The organism is Enorma phocaeensis, from assembly GCF_016901575.1.
GTDB lineage: Bacteria > Actinomycetota > Coriobacteriia > Coriobacteriales > Coriobacteriaceae > Limicola > Limicola phocaeensis_A.
Genome location: NZ_JACJKQ010000001.1, coordinates 270,041 through 286,247 on the forward strand (window position 1 = coordinate 270,041; position 16,207 = coordinate 286,247).

Annotated in this window: 16 protein-coding genes; 4 read left to right on the plus strand and 12 right to left on the minus strand. The window is 57.6% G+C overall.

From position 1 onward, the window contains the following. Positions 1-132: 132 nt before the first annotated feature. Positions 133-747 carry a DUF1836 domain-containing protein gene (locus tag H6A15_RS01190; protein ID WP_204671586.1) on the minus strand — a complete coding sequence of 205 codons (615 nt, stop codon included), beginning with the start codon at positions 745-747 and terminating at the stop codon, positions 133-135. Between the two features lie 222 nt (positions 748-969). Here H6A15_RS01190 and H6A15_RS01195 point away from each other — a divergent pair, with 222 nt between their 5' ends. Then, the gene (locus tag H6A15_RS01195; RefSeq protein WP_204671588.1) at positions 970-1,851 is read left to right on the plus strand and encodes a DegV family protein; all 882 of its coding nucleotides are present in this window, start codon (positions 970-972) and stop codon (positions 1,849-1,851) included. A 342-nt stretch (positions 1,852-2,193) separates the two neighbouring features. On the opposite strand, the gene H6A15_RS01200 is transcribed toward H6A15_RS01195, so the two are convergent. Further along, a complete protein-coding gene (locus tag H6A15_RS01200; RefSeq protein WP_204671590.1) occupies positions 2,194-3,141 on the minus strand; it encodes an NAD(P)/FAD-dependent oxidoreductase in 948 nt (315 codons plus the stop codon). A gap of 134 nt (positions 3,142-3,275) precedes the next feature. Between H6A15_RS01200 and H6A15_RS01205 the strand changes: the two genes are divergently transcribed. Then, positions 3,276-4,586: an MGDG synthase family glycosyltransferase gene (locus H6A15_RS01205; RefSeq protein WP_342635778.1), complete on the plus strand. Its 1,311-nt coding sequence runs from the start codon at positions 3,276-3,278 to the stop codon at positions 4,584-4,586. Positions 4,587-4,709: 123 nt separating this feature from the next. Here H6A15_RS01205 and H6A15_RS01210 read toward each other — a convergent pair whose 3' ends face one another. From H6A15_RS01210 to H6A15_RS10630, 4 genes are all read right to left on the minus strand, one after another. Then, on the minus strand, positions 4,710-6,023 hold the full coding sequence (locus H6A15_RS01210; RefSeq protein ID WP_204671592.1) for an NCS2 family permease: 1,314 nt from the start codon (positions 6,021-6,023) through the stop codon (positions 4,710-4,712). A 54-nt stretch (positions 6,024-6,077) separates the two neighbouring features. Continuing rightward, positions 6,078-6,515 carry a dUTP diphosphatase gene (dut, locus tag H6A15_RS01215; RefSeq protein ID WP_204671594.1) on the minus strand — a complete coding sequence of 146 codons (438 nt, stop codon included), beginning with the start codon at positions 6,513-6,515 and terminating at the stop codon, positions 6,078-6,080. Positions 6,516-6,520: 5 nt separating this feature from the next. Beyond that, complete coding sequence (nrdR, locus tag H6A15_RS01220) at positions 6,521-6,964, minus strand: transcriptional regulator NrdR (RefSeq protein ID WP_204671596.1); 444 nt, start codon at positions 6,962-6,964, stop codon at positions 6,521-6,523. Positions 6,965-7,097: 133 nt separating this feature from the next. Continuing rightward, entirely contained in the window at positions 7,098-7,331 is a 234-nt protein-coding gene (locus H6A15_RS10630) for a LysM peptidoglycan-binding domain-containing protein (RefSeq protein WP_204671598.1), read from the minus strand. Between the two features lie 350 nt (positions 7,332-7,681). Here H6A15_RS10630 and lexA point away from each other — a divergent pair, with 350 nt between their 5' ends. Together lexA and H6A15_RS01235 are read left to right on the plus strand one after the other, a co-directional pair. Next, entirely contained in the window at positions 7,682-8,320 is a 639-nt protein-coding gene (gene lexA / locus H6A15_RS01230; protein ID WP_204671600.1) for a transcriptional repressor LexA, read from the plus strand. A 2-nt stretch (positions 8,321-8,322) separates the two neighbouring features. Beyond that, entirely contained in the window at positions 8,323-9,036 is a 714-nt protein-coding gene (locus H6A15_RS01235; protein WP_204671602.1) for a heparan-alpha-glucosaminide N-acetyltransferase, read from the plus strand. A gap of 117 nt (positions 9,037-9,153) precedes the next feature. On the opposite strand, the gene hflX is transcribed toward H6A15_RS01235, so the two are convergent. The 6 genes from hflX to rny all read right to left on the minus strand — a co-directional run bounded on the left by hflX (position 9,154) and on the right by rny (position 15,817). Beyond that, on the minus strand, positions 9,154-10,485 hold the full coding sequence (gene hflX, locus H6A15_RS01240; protein WP_204671611.1) for a GTPase HflX: 1,332 nt from the start codon (positions 10,483-10,485) through the stop codon (positions 9,154-9,156). Further along, positions 10,485-11,393, minus strand: a complete 909-nt coding sequence (miaA, locus tag H6A15_RS01245) for a tRNA (adenosine(37)-N6)-dimethylallyltransferase MiaA (RefSeq protein ID WP_342635779.1) — start codon at positions 11,391-11,393, stop codon at positions 10,485-10,487. The genes hflX and miaA overlap by 1 nt, the downstream gene beginning before the upstream one ends. Before the next feature lie 8 nt (positions 11,394-11,401). Next, entirely contained in the window at positions 11,402-12,772 is a 1,371-nt protein-coding gene (gene miaB / locus H6A15_RS01250; protein WP_342635780.1) for a tRNA (N6-isopentenyl adenosine(37)-C2)-methylthiotransferase MiaB, read from the minus strand. A gap of 15 nt (positions 12,773-12,787) precedes the next feature. After that, positions 12,788-13,096: a stage V sporulation protein S gene (locus H6A15_RS01255; protein WP_204671615.1), complete on the minus strand. Its 309-nt coding sequence runs from the start codon at positions 13,094-13,096 to the stop codon at positions 12,788-12,790. Between the two features lie 78 nt (positions 13,097-13,174). Continuing rightward, a complete protein-coding gene (locus H6A15_RS01260) occupies positions 13,175-14,257 on the minus strand; it encodes an ATP-binding protein (RefSeq protein WP_204671618.1) in 1,083 nt (360 codons plus the stop codon). 9 nt (positions 14,258-14,266) lie between these two features. Then, a complete protein-coding gene (rny, locus tag H6A15_RS01265) occupies positions 14,267-15,817 on the minus strand; it encodes a ribonuclease Y (RefSeq protein WP_204671627.1) in 1,551 nt (516 codons plus the stop codon). Between the last annotated feature and the right edge of the window lie 390 nt (positions 15,818-16,207).

Below are 16,207 nucleotides of genomic sequence, written 5' to 3' on the forward strand. Positions count from 1 at the left end.
GCTTTGCGTGGGCCGACCCCACATCCTCTTGAACAGAAAGGCCCTCCGATCGGAGGGCCTTTTCATGTATCGCGACCTGTCGGCTTCTCAATAGAGACAGCGTTGACTTCGCTCGAGGCTAAGCCAAACAACTCATCGTGTTTTATCTGACGCTGCTTCGGCCTCTTCCTCATATCCGATAAACCGAAGATATCCAAGCAGATATAGCTTCGATACAAAAGCGGTGACCGCATTGCGAACCAAGAGCGACTCGCGCGTCACCATCGAGGCGCTGTCAGGCGCTGCCTCTTCATCGAGTGTAAACGCAGCGTGCAGCGCATGGTCGAGCTCGGTTGATACGTAATTGTAGGCCACCTCGGTGAGGTAGGTCATCTTTTGAATACGGAAGAGCCTCGAAATATCCGAGATTGAAAGGACCTGCTTGAACAGACAGACCACAACGAGACGAGCGACCTGCTCGCGTCCATAGAGCCGCTTCTTGGGAGGCGCGACCAGCCCGAGCTTGACGTAGTTGTTCACCATGGACGGCGTGAGCCAATCACCCTCGATACAGGCGTCGAGAGGCCTGAAGACCTGCTCCACGAAGGCAATCACCTGATCGCGATACAGCTCGACCGACGGGAGCTCGTCATAGCGCGGCATGTGGAACACGCTGAAGCTGTGAGCGATCTCCGACGATAGATAATCGTCCGGAAGCACCGTGGGCGCCACGTCTTCGCGAGTTATGCGCTTTGAATCGTTTGCCATAGGTATGACGGAGGGCTTTGGTCTCATGACGCCTCCAAGCATCGAAGATGGATATTCCCATGGTAGCGATTTACGTCCCAACCCCAGCATCATCTCTTTGAAACACAACACTTCCATCCATGGTATTGAGAACGTGGATTGCTGGTTTTACAAACCACGTAGGTGTACGTAGGGGTGGCAGCCTATATAATGGAGGTACTGAATGCTGAGGAAAGGATTTCCATGAGCTGGGCAATCATTGCAGATTCTAGTTGCAACCTGCGAGACTTTCATCCGACGGCGCCCGATGCCATCTATCGATTCGCGCCGCTGAAGATCAATATCGCCGGTACTGAATATGCGGACGATGAGCACCTTGACGTAGACGAGCTCAACCGCAAGGTTGCCGAAGAGTCCAGTGCATCCTCGAGCTCATGTCCCAGCGTAGGGGAGTGGGCGGAGTTGTTCCGCTCCGCAGAGAACGTGATTGCCATCACCATCTCAGCAAATCTCTCAGGAAGCTTTGAAGCTGCCGTCATGGCTCAGTCCATGGTGCAAGACGAAGGCGGCCATAACATCTACGTCCTCAATTCCCGCGCCGCTGGAGCTAAGCTTGAGCTGCTGGTGGAGGAGCTCGATCGCTATCTGGCGGCACAGAATCCCACATTCAGCGAGGCGTGCGACTACATTACCAAGCTTGAACAGAACTCGACGGTGCTGTTCTCGCTCAGCAGCTACGAGAACCTCACGAAATCTGGCCGCATGCCCAAGATGGCAGGCATTCTGGCAAACAAGCTGAATATCCGCATGCTGGGCACCGCGAGCGATGAGGGCACCATCAAGGTGATAGGCCCCACCCGCGGCCAGAAAAAGACCTTCGAGAAGATCGTCGCCGCTATGAAGAGCGACGGCTTCGCTGGAGGCATTGTTTATATCGACCACGTCGCCAACGAATCGGGCGCGATGGCTCTTAAAGACCGCATCGTGGCCGAATGGCCCCAAGCGCCTGTCCGCGTCGTGCCGTGCGGAGGGCTTTGCTCGTACTATGCAGAGCGCGACGGGTTCATCATCGGATTTGGATGGCCCTCGACTCAAGACGGCAAGTATTTCACCATCGAGGAGTAAGACGGCAATACGGCGGCTTCAAAATAAAGATGTGGCCCTGAGCTAGCGATGAACGCGGCTCAGGGCCATTTTCTTACCTAGGTTAAACCTATATGCACGAATACAGCTCCACACCGGTGAGCCGATCAATCCCAGCATGCAATAGTGGTAGTGATGTTACAACTTAACATAAGATATATTATCAGTAATTGCTATATATTGGCGCAAAAAAGGAAGCGGACCCCTGATTCCTGCAGATCATCAAGGGTCCGCGACACGGTACACAACAATCGCGTCGTCATCAAAGGATGCAGCATCATCGACAAGATGTCCCGCACCCGTGACTGTCAGTATCTCTATAGGCTACTTACGGAACTCGCTGACGTACTGATACGCCGCAGTGCCTGCGATGGCTCCATCTGCAGCCGCGGTGATGACCTGTCTCAACTGCTTTGAGCGGACGTCCCCGGCGCAGAACAGGCCCGGGGTCTTGGTAGCCATATTCTCCTCTGTGATGACGCCACCGTCACCACCCAGCTCGACCAACCCAGAGAAGAGCTCTGTCTGCGGAAGCGTGCCCGCGAAGACGAAGACGCCAAAAGATCCCTCGGGATATTCTTCGATATAGGTTTCTCCGCTCTCGTTGTTTTTGAAGGCAATCGAATGTAGGAAGGTTCCGCCTTCGACCTTGGTGACCGATGTCGAGTATTTCACCGAAATCTTGGGATTGGCAAGCATGCGATCGACCACGCCCTTGGGCGCACGGAACTGATCGCGCCTTACAACGACGACGACCTCGCTAGCGAAATTCGTCAGGAACATCGCTTCCTCACAGGCCGCGTTGCCACCCCCGATGACAAAGACCTTTTTGCCGCGATAGAACATGCCGTCACAGGTCGCGCAGTATGATATGCCACGTCCACGATAGGTGTCTTCGCCCTCAAAACCGACCGTCCGCGGCGTTGCGCCGGTTGCCATAATGAGTGAAGGAGCGCGAAGCTCGTCCTGGTCGGTGACGACGGTAAACGTCTGGTCTTCCTCATGGCGTACAGCGGTTACCATCGCGTAGACGGTTTTCGCCCCAAGCGCCTCGGCATGCTCCTGGAAGCGCTGCCCGAGCTCCGCACCAGAAATCTCCTGTATGGCCGGATAGTTCTCAACCTCATCGGTTGTGGCGATCTGCCCGCCAGGCATACCTTGTTCAACGACCAGCACCTGCAGGCTCGCTCTGGCGGCATAGACGGCAGCCGCATATCCTGCGGGCCCTCCGCCCACGATGATGACATCAGCATTCATTGTTGAATCCGTCATGGCATGTCCTTTCGGAGACTCGTGATACCACGTCGCGCTTGTTGGTTCTATCTGCTCCTACCCAAAAAGTCGAAAGCCGTTCACCTACTGTCGTAAAATACTACGAGGTTTGAGCGACGCAGAAAGGAGACCAGGTGACCGATCGCGACGATACCGCTCTCGCGCCTCCGACGCCCGACTCCCCTCTCGCTACTACTAAGGTACCTCATGATATGCAGCCTGCATCGCAGCCCCCTGTCATGTGCGTCATGCATGCATCGGTTGGATCGGGCCACAAGGCTGCCGCGAAGGCGGTCGCACAGGCTGTCGAGCACATGCGAGGCACCTTCGGCATTCCGGATAACGTCGTTGTCGACGTACTCGATGTTCTCGACTATGGACGCATACACTTCGACGGCAACAAGACGGCGGCGTCCTTTACCGGGGCGACTCGCCCGCTCTACGACATCACCTGGCGATACACCCTCACCGGACGGCTCCTCTGGGGCGGAGGCTCAAGCTGGTCACGCATCATGTTTCCGAGCTTCAATGCCTACGTCGAGGCGAAACGTCCGCTCGCCATCATCGCCACGCACATCACTGCCGCAAACGTGGCAGTGGGAGCGCGCATGATCACCGGTATCGATTTTCCCATCGTCTGCGTCCCCACTGACTATGAGACTGAGGGTTGGTGGCCGCATCGAGAAGCGGACCTCTTCTGCGTCGGCACCGAGTCGATGGCAGAAACCCTTCGCGCGCGTCGCGTCGAAGAGTCGCGCATCGCCATTACCGGCATCCCCATTCGTTGGGGTTTTACCGAGATAAATGATGCGCGTCACACTCGAGACCAGTACAACATACCTCAAGACAAAACCATGGTGCTCGTTATGGCAGGCGCCAGTCTCCCCCAGCCTTATGTGCGCTTCAGAGCGGCAATCGAGCAGACCATCCCCTATCTACGGGGCTTTGACGACATGCACTTCGTCTTTCTTCCTGGCAAAGACGCAGACTATGCCCGCCATCTTCGTTCGGTTTTTCAGGGCATGAAGCTCGAAAACGTGAGCGTCCTGGACTATGTCGACGATATGCCGGCGCTCATGCATGCGGCGGACCTCGCCATACTGAAATCTGGCGGCCTCACGGTAACGGAATGTCTCTGCGCCCACCTGCCGATGATCCTTCTTGGAAAGTCCTATGGACAAGAGAAGGTCAATACCATCATGTTGACGTCATGGGGCGCAGGAATGCACGTCACCACGGCCCGTGAGCTCATAACGACCATGAAGCACCTGCATGACAACCCTGCATCACTCGAGGCGCTCGTCATCAACGGAGACGCTTTGAGACGCCCAAACGCCGCAGAGGCAATTGTGAGGCATACGATGGAACTCGTTGGACATGCCAAGCGCCGTCCCATTCATTTTGCCGAGTTCTACTGGGGAGACAAGCCCGCCCATACTCGCTAACCATATGCCACCCAAGTAACATCCTCTTGGCCAGCACCTGTGGGTAACGATGTACACAGAAGGCCTCCGCTTCCGTAGATGGAAGCGGAGGCCTTCTCAGATAATCCTTAAGCCAAGCGTCGCTTAGAGCAGCAGGAAGTACAGCAGGAAAGCAAGGGCGGCAACCCACATGAGCGGGCGGATCTCCTTGACTTTGCCGGTGACGATGGCGACGATCACATAGGTGATGAAGCCAAGGCCGATGCCGTTAGAAATCGAGTAGGTGAACGGGATGCCGGCGATAATCATGAACGTCGGGAATCCCTGAAGGACGTCCGTCCAGTCGATGTCGACGACGTCGCTCATCATGAGGAAGCCGACGAATACCAGCGCGCCGCAGGTGGCAGCAGAGGGAATGCAGCTGATGATCGGCGAGAAGAACGCAGCGAGGATGAACAGGATGCCCGCTACGATCGAGGTAAGACCGGAACGTCCACCATCGGCGGCACCAGAGGCAGACTCGACGAACGTGGTGATCGAAGAGGCGCCGAAGAAGCCGCCCACGGCAGCGGCGATGGAGTCGACGATAAGAATCGGACGAATGTCCTCAACCTTGCCGTCCTTCGTGAGGAAGTCGCCCTGCTTTGCAACGGCCATGGCGGTGCCCATGGTGTCAAAGAAGTCGCTCATCATGAGAGAGAAGGCGAACAGGAGCAGCGCAGGCGTAGTGACGACCTCAACGATGCCCATAACGCCATCGGCGCTGTTCTGGAACGGGGCTGCGACCGTAGTGAAATCAAGCGGAGCCACGACGGCGGTGGGGACAGGGGTGACTCCGAGCGGGATACCAATGATCGCGGCGATCAGAATGCCCCACAGCAGGGAGCCCTTGACGTTCATCGAGTACAGGATGACCGTCAAAACGATCGAGATGATGCCGACGATAAACGTCGCAGAGGTCACATCGCCGAGCGCGACCATGGTGGACTCGTTCGCAACGATGACGCCGCCGTCCTTGAGGCCGATCATGGCAATGAAGAGGCCGAGGCCGACCGAGATGCCATGACGCAGCGAGACCGGAATCGCATCCATGATGGCTTCGCGAAGACCGCACAGAACAAGCAGCAAGATGGCGATGCCCTCGACGAAGATGACGGCCATAGCCGTGGGCCAGCCATAGCCCATGGCGCCACAGAGGGTGAACGCCACAATCGAGTTGATGCCCATGCCAGAAGCGCACGCAAGCGGGCGATTGGCAAAAAGGCCCATCGCGATGGTCATGATGCCGGCGCCCAGGCAGGTTGCGGTGACAGCGGCCGCCGCAGGAACGCCGCCAGCCGAAAGAATGCTCGGGTTGACCACGATGATGTATGCCATGGCCAAAAACGTGGTCAGGCCTGCACGCACCTCCGTGGTAGAACTCGAACCGCGTTCGGACAATTTGAAGAACGTATCCATCTACTCCCCTTTTCCTTCAGATGTTTACTCTTCTTCTATGTGCTCGGATGCCCGTTAGGCACCGCTTGAGCCAAATCCTCCGCTCCCGCGTTCGGTTTCGTCCAGCTCATCTACCTCAACGAGATCGACGACGGGAACCTCTTGGATGACGAGCTGGGCGATTCGCTCTCCCCGCTCGATGTGAATGGTCTCATGCGCATCGAGGTTGATTGCAATCACTTTGAGCTCGCCACGATAGCGAGCATCGATGAGACCCGGGGTGTTGACGATAGAAAGGCCGCGTTTGAGCGCCATGCCGCTCCGCGGCTGCACGAACCCGGCATAGCCGTCGGGCAGCGCGATAGCAAGGCCGGTAGGGATGAGCACGCGCTCATAAGGCGCGATGTCCAGCGTGGCTGCCGAACGTAGATCAAGTCCAGCATCACCAGGATAGGCATAGGAAGGGAGCTCGACCTCGGGGTCGAGACGCTTGATGGGAACAGTGATGGTCATAGGTGTCACCTTAGCTTGTCGAGCTCTTGGAGGAACTCATTGATGTCTTTGAAATCGCGATACACTGAAGCAAAACGGATGTAGGCAACCTTGTCGAGCTTCTCAAGACGCTTGAGCACCATGTCGCCAATCTCATGTGAGCTCACGGCGGTAAGCGTGCGACCGCGCAGCTCGAGCTCGATATCATCGATGAGCGCGTTGAGCTGCGTAAGGTCGATGTCTCTCTTCGACGTGGCGCGCATGAGGCCGACAAGCAACTTGTTACGGTCAAACGGCTGCGTCGAGCCATCGCTTTTGATGACCTCGATGGGGTCTTCGCAGCGTTCGAACGTCGTAAAACGATATCCGCATGAGCGGCACTCACGGCGACGCTTGATAGCATTCGTCGCATCTTGCATGCGCGAGTCGACGACCCGCGTGTCCTCACCACCGCATTTGGGGCAGCGCATCCAACCTCCTCTGGATTAGGAACCGGTTCAGAATACCATAGTTTGAGTATGAAGGCGAAGCGCATACAAGATGTAGTGAAATAGAAACCTCGGTGTGCCCGTGGCACACCGAGGCAAACAAGACGAGCAAGAACTATGCCGCTGGAACGAGCAGCTCCATGCCGGGCTGAAGAACAGCATCGTCGAGGCTGTTCCAAGCAGCAATGAGGTCAGAGGTGTCCGAAGAGCTAAGCCCGTCGACGGGATATTCCTGAGCAAGAGACCAGAGGGAATCGCCAGGCTGAACGCGAATGGATGTCTGCTCGGTGGTGGCGAGCGCCGTCTCAAAGGCTCGTTGCTGGTTTCCCGTAACCTGAAGTCCGAACACAGCGAAACATACAAGAACCGCAACGGCGAGGATGACCACTCCTGCCGCCTGGACGCCGTGGAGAGGCGCCGGCTGCGGCACCGAGGGCCTCTGGACACAACCGGGAACGACTGTGAAAGATGGCTGAGGCCGCCGCTGCTCCGGCGTTACATCAAGGGCTGCATTGCCATCCATATACATGCTGAAAGCGGACATCTGAACTCCTCTCATCGTTCGGTGTCCAGAGTTATATCGTTCCGTGCGGACAAAAAGTTCTGGCTCAAGAACGGATGTTCGTCTATTATTATGTTCGAACAGTTGTTCCTGTCAAGAAGAAATCGAACAATTGTTTGGTGGAGAAAGGGAACGCCATGGCACGCAAGATTTCAAAGCGCCAGCAGCAGATCTACGATTTCATACGCTCGTATCAGCTTGAGAAGGGCTATCCGCCCAGCGTACGTGAAATGGCCGCAGCGGTTGGACTCTCCTCCCCCTCCACCGTCCATGCACACCTGAGCGTCCTCGAGGAACATGGCCTCATCAAGCGCGATGCAACCAAGCCGCGCGCGCTTGAGGTCTTCAACGAAGACGGAACGTCGGCCACGCTTGCCGCCGTCAAGGAGTCTCCCGACCGTGGGACCATCACCCTTCCGCTCGTTGGCAGGGTCGCCGCAGGCCTTCCCATACTTGCCGAACAAAATGTTGAGGACAGTTTCACCGTGCCGACAGAGATTGCTACGGATTCAAGCTCCTTTGTGCTTGAGGTGCACGGCAACTCGATGGTCGAGGCAGGCATCTTCAACGGCGACTACATCATTGTGCGAGAGCAGAAGAACGCCATGAACGGCGAGATCGTCGTGGCACTCATCGATGGCGAGGCTACCGTCAAGACGTTCTATAAGGAACAGGGCAGGGTTCGCCTTCAGCCGGAAAACTCAACGATGGGGCCCATCTACGTTGAAAACCCCACCATCTTGGGCAAGGTTGTAGCGCTTATGAGGCGCTTCTAGCCATGGAGCCCGCCAAGAAGGGGCGCGTTGCGCTCTTTGACATCCTACGCGGCGTCACCATCATCTCGATGGTGCTCTTTCACGCCGCATACGATATCGCATACATCCACCAGATTCCGCTTCCCTGGTTTACCTCAGAACCCTTTCAGGATGTCTGGCGCTGTTCGATTAGCTGGACATTTCTTGCCCTTGCAGGCTGGATGACGTTCTTTTCTCGCAACAACCTCAGGCGCGCAGGAGCGTATGGGGCCGCTGCCGTCGTCGTCTTCATTGCCACCACGGTGGCGTCGGTCGACACCGCGGTATCCTTTGGCATTCTATACTGTATGGCTGCTTCCACGCTTGTCTATGTTGCCCTGCGCCCCCTCCTCGACCGTCTTCATCCGGCACTCGGCCTGGTGGCGGCGCTTGCCCTGTTTGCCCTAACCTATGCGATACCGCGTCAAGACTATGCCGTCGAGGGGCTTGCATGGCTAGGATTCCCCTCCCCGGCATTCACATCGGGTGACTACTATCCTCTCGTTCCCTATGTCTTCATGTATCTTGCCGGCGCCTGCGCCCCTCGCCTGTTTGCAACCTATCATCCGGATGGCTATCCATCATGGATGTGTCGGGACTGGTGTCCGCCGCTGAGCTTTATCGGTAGGCACAGCCTCATAATCTATCTCGCCCATCAGCCGCTGCTCATAGTCATATGTGCAGTTCTGTTCCCATAGCAGTGATTCCAACTTCCCCCACGACGAACCGGACAGCCGCGCCGAGATGAGCCGCGTCAATCAATGTAGCCGACTGGACATCGGCACAGCTTTGACGCGTCTCAGAATATCCAGGTCCTAACCTTCATTGGCAGCCGGCTCGGTCCCTGAATCGTCGTCACCAAATAAGCCAAGACGCTTGAGGCGACGGGCGATACGAACCGGGACCTTCGTGACGAGGTGAACACCCGACTCCTCGTACTCTTCGACCAATATGGTGCCTTGGTCATGGATGGTCTTCAAAAGACGGGCATCGCGGTAGGGAACGGTTATGTCGATCAAGCGATCGTTTGAGGCCGCCTCACGGGTAAGAGCGGCGACCAAGTGGTCCATGCCCTCGCCGGTACTTGCAGAAAACTGAACCGCATCGGGATAGAGCCTCCAAAGGTCACGCCGACCGATGTCGTCTACGCGGTCTATCTTATTGAGTATCAAAAGACACGGGACTTCGCCGGCACCGATCTCTTCAAGGACGGCATCGACCGCATTGATGTGACGACGAAATTCCTCATCGGAAGCGTCTACGACATTAAGGATGAGATCCGCTTCCCGAACCTCAGAGAGCGTCGACTTGAAGGCGTCGACAAGGCCATGAGGGAGCTTTTGAATGAATCCCACCGTATCGGTGATGGTGACGGCGCGACCACCCGGCAGCCTCCATCCACGAGTCGTAGGGTCGAGCGTGGCAAAGAGCTTGTCCTCGGCCAGCACATCGGAACCCGTCAGCCGATTGAGCAAGGTTGATTTTCCGGCGTTGGTATAGCCTGCAAGGGCGATGCGATATGCAGAAGAAGAGATACGTTCTTTGGACTGGACGCCGCGACGCCGCTCAATGGTCGCCAATTCGTGGCGAAGCGTCGAGATCCGCCTGCGAATCAGACGACGGTCGACCTCGAGCTGGCTCTCACCCTGTCCAAAACGAGATCCGATGCCGCCACGCGTCTGCTCTTTGGCGAGATGGCTCCACATGCCTCGCAAACGTGGCAACAGATACTGCAGCTGCGCCAGCTGAACCTGGAGCCTACCCTCTCGCGTGCGAGCGTGAAGGCCAAAGATGTCGAGAATGAGGGCCGTACGGTCGATGATCTTGACCGGCTCGCCCACGGCAACTTCGAGATTTGCCTGTTGGGAAGGCGTCAGATCATCGTCAAACACCACGACATCGGCATCGAGGCGCTTTACGAAGCCGCAGACCTCTTCAACTTTTCCCGAACCGATAAACGTTCGCGGATTGGGACGCTCGAGTCGCTGCGTGAGCCTGGCTACCGTGACCGCGCCGGCGGTCGACACGAGCCGTTCCAGCTCATCTAAGGAGTGATCCACAGGCCAGCCGCCATCGCGCCACTCGACGCCGACCAGGACCGCTCGTTCAGGAGTAGGCGTTGTAGGTACCAAGGGAAAACGCGGCACTAATTCTCACCGACCCTTTCCAGAATGGCCTCGACGGCGCCATCGACACCAAGCTTATCCATATCAAGCCATATGACTCGATCGTCGCGTCGAAACCAGCTCAGCTGTCGCTTCGCATAACGACGAGATCGCATCTTGATGGTCTCGACAGCGTCATCAAGCGAGAAGGCGCCATCGAGATACTCGAAGAGCTCTTTATATCCGATTGCCTGTCGAGAGGTAATGGCATCGGAGTACCCGGCGTCTCTCAACGCGCGAACCTCATCAAGAAGGCCAGCGGACATCATGCCGTCGACCCGCGCATTGATGCGACGATAGAGCCCCTCGCGATTGCGCGTCAATCCAATATAGAGGCAGTCGATGTAGGGAGGTATATGCGAGAAACGCTCTTTACGCTGCGCATAGGACGCCCCCTCATCATGCATCTCGAGTGCTCGAATAACGCGCTTGACATTGTGAGGATGAATGCAGGCGGCGCTTTCGGGATCGACATCTGCGAGATGCTGATGCAGCGCAAGGGGGCCAATCTCTTCGAGAAGCTTCTCATAGGTCGAGCGTCGACCGTCGCCGACCTCGCCGGAGGGGAAGTCCATCGCATCGAGAGCTGCCCGCAGATAGAGGCCCGTGCCGCCGCAGAGCACAGGAAGCCTCCCCTCGCCTCGGAGGCGGTCGATTTCGCGTCGGGCATCACGCTGGTAGAGCGCAGCAGAATAGGCTACATCGGGATCGACCACATCGACCAACAAGAGCGGCGCGCGGCATTGGTCCGGCAACATCTTTCCCGTTCCGATATCCATGCCACGATAGACCTGCATGGCGTCTGCAGAGATGACCGACGTACCCAAACGGGCAGCAAAGGCATCCGCGACATCGCTCTTTCCCACGGCGGTGGGACCGACGATAGCCACCGCTTCAGTCATCGCGGCTCGCCAGCAACTGTTCCGGAGAGATACCACGTGCGCGCCCGATCGGCCTCGACATCAACGATGTGACCGACAACGTCCTCGGGCGTCCAGCCTTCGGGAAGCGGAGCATGGACCGTCTGGTTCTTCGGACTCTTGCCTTGCAGCATGTGGGCATCTTTCTTCGAGAAACCTTCCACAAGGACCGGAATCGTCCTGCCCAGCGCCTGTTGGTTGAAGTCGTAGGCGGTGCCCTCGATAACCTTCACCAAGCGGTCGAAACGATTCTGGATGACCTCGCGAGGCGTGGGGTCCTCGATGCGCGCCGCAGGGGTGCCTTCACGACGGGAGTAGATAAAGGTAAACGCCTGGGCGTAGCCGACGGTCTGCGCAAGGGAAAGCGTCTCGAGGAAATCTTCTTCGGTCTCGCCAGGAAAGCCGACGATGATATCCGTGGAGAGGGCGATGCCGGGAATGCGGTCGCGGATCCGATCGATAAGGTCGAGGTATTGCTCGCGCGTATATCGACGATTCATCTCTTTCAAGATGCGGGTCGAGCCCGACTGCACCGCAAGGTGGAGCTGGGGCATGACCGATGGAACCTCAGCCATGGCATCGATCGTCTCGGGCAGCAGGTCTTTTGGATGCGAGGACGTGAAGCGGATTCGCTCAATGCCCGTGTCGCCCACCTGTCGCAGCAACTCGGCAAAACGTGGGTGGCCATAGCGGTCCCGACCAAATGAGTTGACGTTTTGGCCGAGAAGCGTGACCTCGCGTACGCCGGCTCGCACCAAGCCGCCAACCTCATCGACCACCTCTTCGATGGTGCGGCTCTTCTCACGGCCGCGAACGTAGGGGACGATGCAGTAGCTGCAGAAGTTGTTGCATCCCGTCATGATAGGCACCCATGCGTGATACGAGACGGCGCGGTGCCACGGCAATGAGGTCGCCTCGTCCTGCACGTCTTCAGGAGTGAAGACCTGGCGCGAACCGTCCTCAAAAGACCGGGCGATAAGCTCGGCGACATGGCCGAGAGAATGGGTGCCGAAAATGACGTCGACGTTGTCGACGTTCGTGAGAAGCCCTTCGCCGTCACGCTGGGCTATGCAGCCGCCGACGGCAATCACCCTGTGACCTGATGGAGAGGGCGGCAGGCTCTTCATGGAGGAACACTGGCCATAGAGACGCTGGTCCGCAGCTTCTCGGACGCAACACGTCATGAATACCACGATGTCGGCACCTTCTGGAGAGGCGGCCTCAAGACAGCCGAACGAGTCGAGCAGGCCGCTCACACGCTCGGAGTCATGCAGATTCATCTGGCAACCGAAGGTGCGAATATAGTACGTTTTACCGACCAATACGTCGCGAATACGATTAGGTTCCACAGGTTCCCCTTGGTGTTACAGAGTGTTGGAGCGATCGGGCATGTCACTGTTGAATGGCGAAAGCTGGTGAACATACACCGACAGGCGAATCGCGGTACGGCTCTCGCCGTTAATGAGGATATCCGAGAATACCGGTGCACAGGAGATGTCAACGCCCGTAGGAATCAAAAAACCGCGAGCGATAGCGATGGCCTTGATCGCCTGGTTGACGGCACCGGCACCTACGCACTGCAGGTTGACCTGCACGCCGTCCTTAACCATGCCGGCAATGGCGCCAGCGACCGAGGCGGGCGACGACTTACTGGATACTTTAAGACAGTCCATCTATGTTACTCCTGCGTGTATGGTACGAATTAAGCAGCCCTTTGACTTTAACGTAAGAAAATAGCTGCGGCAAGCAGGTCATTCCTCCTTGCCCACCGGGAAGGTAACGGTGATCTTGTCTCCCGCGACCCTGATTCTCGGCTCGCCAGAAAGCGTGAGATAGTAATGGGAGGCAAGGTCGGCAAAGTCGCGCTCCAGAGCACGGGAAAACGCCTGCAGGTCATCTTTCGCGATCCTAAGGCCACGCCGGTCGCGCGCAAGATCGACCTTATGGGGGGGCTTTGCACCGCCCCTTGTACGGAGCAGGCGCTCAGAAACGCTCTTGAGCGGCGCAATCGATGAGGCGAGGATGCGATGGGCGGTTCGCTCAGAGATGTTGATTCCAAGCTCCGACGCGATCGCGATGAAGTCGGCGGCATCGCTCGCATATCCCAGTCGGTCGACGACGGGAAGCTCTTGTTGGGAGTCGATGAACAGCAGCCGAGAGGCGTCGAGTCGAGATACGGCCTGAGCATACATCGTCGCGGCTATTTCGGTAGGACTTCCGACATATACGCTGCAGCCTCGCCGCTCCTCCAAAGAAAACTCGCAGGCAGCCCGAATAATGTTGTGGGGACCCTTGCTGCAGACGAGCTCGCCCTCTTCGTTCTTCGAGACTTCGGGCCAGCTCGACTGGTCGGCACGCTCGGCCAGCACGCTCGTATCGACCACGATGCGAAACGCCGTGCCCAGAGAGGGCGCCGAGGCTACGACCCGAGCTTCCTGGGAGTTCTCGCGAATTGAAAACAATGCCATGCCGCGTCCGTGAACGCCCCATCGGTCCATCTTCATGGACTCGAGCTTTGAAGTGACACGGGCATCGAAAACCCGTTCTTGCATGTCGGCGGGGATGCCGCATCCATCGTCAAGAAAGAGGAGGGTGCGGACACCCTCCTCTTTCAGAGTTGCAAGATAGATATGCGAGGCGCCGGCATCGCGCGCGTTGCGCAGCATCTCGATGACGATGTCCTCGACATGTTGGATATCGTGCTTTGCTTGACGACGCTCGGCCTCGGAGACCCTCAGACGGACGTATCCCTCGCCGAGGTTTTCCTCGACGCGGAGGTTGCCCTCCCCAGACATGGAGGCGATGAAGGAAATGAGGTCATTCGCGTCGTTCATGGCACGTTCCTATTTTGCGATATCGACGGCGCGGCTCTCGCGAATGACTACGACGCGAACCTGGCCAGGATACTCCATCTCCTCCTCGATCTGATGGGCGATGTCGTGCGCCAAGACGGTCGACTGGGCATCGGAGATCTTGTCAGGCTGGACCATGACGTGGACCTCGCGGCCGGCCTGCATGGCATACGTGCGCTCAACACCGTCGTAGGAGTTAGCGATCTCCTCAAGCTTCTCAAGACGCTTGATGTAGTTCTCGGCAGATTCACGACGAGCACCAGGCCGCGATGCGGAAATGGCGTCACCGGCCATAACGAGGACGGCGAGGACCGAAGAGGGATCGACGTCGCCATGATGCGCCTCGATCGCATGAACGATAGCGGGCTTCTCTCCATAACGACGGGCAAGGTCCGCACCGATGACGGCATGGGGGCCTTCGACTTCGTGGTCGATGGCTTTGCCAAGGTCATGCAAAAGGCCGGCGCGGCGCGCGATGACCGGATCAAGGCCAAGCTCAGACGCCATGATGCCGCACAGCTCGGCGACCTCGATGGAATGCTGCAGCACGTTCTGGCCAAACGACGTGCGATAACGAAGGGCGCCAAGGGTTTTGACGAGCTCGGGATGAAGGTCATGGATGCCGGCATCAAAGGCAGCCTGCTCGCCCGCCTCGCGCACACGCTGCTGAACGAGATTCGAGGCCTTTTGATACATCTCTTCGATACGCGCGGGATGAATGCGCCCGTCTGCGATGAGGTTCTCGAGTGCCACGCGGGCGGTCTCGCGACGAACCGGATCGAAGCTCGAGAGCACGACCGTCTCAGGAGTGTCATCGATGACGAGATTGACGCCGGAGACCTGTTCGAAGGTGCGGATGTTGCGGCCCTCGCGACCGATGATGCGCCCCTTGAGGTCGTCCGAGGGGATGTGCACCGAGGTAACGGTGACCTCAGCGGTATGATCGGCGGCACAGCGCTGAATCGCGAGGGAGATGATCTTCTGGGCCGTCTTTTGGCACTCGTTCTTTACGCGCTGCTCGGACTCGCGAATGATGGTCGCCGCCTCGTGCGTGACGTCGCCACGGACCTTGTCGAGAAGCTCCTTGTGAGCGTCGTCGCGGGAGAGCTCGGCGATGCGCTCGAGCTCGGTCGTCTGCTTGGCATAGAGCGCCTCGAGCTCGCGACTGCGCTTTTCGACCTGTCCGGCTTGGCTGGAAAGCTGATGCTCGCGTTTGTCGAGGGCATCGTTGCGACGGTCGAGGGACTCTTCGCGCTGCATAACGCGATTCTCGAGAGCACGCAGCTCGCGCTTGCGCTGCTTCTCCTCTGCCTCGGCAGCCTGCTTGTTCTGAATGATCTCTTCTTTAGCCTCGAGCAAGGCCTCCTTCTTCATGGTCTCAGCTTGACGCTGAGCATCCTCGATGACCTGGCCCGCCTTTGCGCGCGCCGACTCAAGCTGGGAATCTGCTTCACGCAGGCTCCCCCGCTTTGCAGATCGCATAGCGATGACGGCTGCGACAGCGCCGATCACCAGGCCGAGGATTCCGATAGCAATCTCCATGGCCACTCCTTGTCATTTCATCAGCATGTAGGGTGACGCCGCGGGGCGACGCCAGACATTTGCGTGGTATGGTCACACTCCTATGAAAATGAATACTACAAACCTATCAATCTCATCGTTGATGAGCGCATATCACAATACAAATGACGCTTTCATCCTACGTTGAAGCCGGGATACTGTCAATTGAGACGACCTCCCGCTCAGGGAACGGTATGAATATCTCCGCAGGTTGCCTATAGGAAAAATGACCATGGCTGGTATGATGCGGGGACTTGGCCAAAAACCGTCGACAGCCAAGGCGCCATGTCACGACATCAGGGTTCAAACAGAACGGGCATCGAAGTCGCCGCCACTACAATGTATAGAGCTATAACCGAATGGCAGACAGCA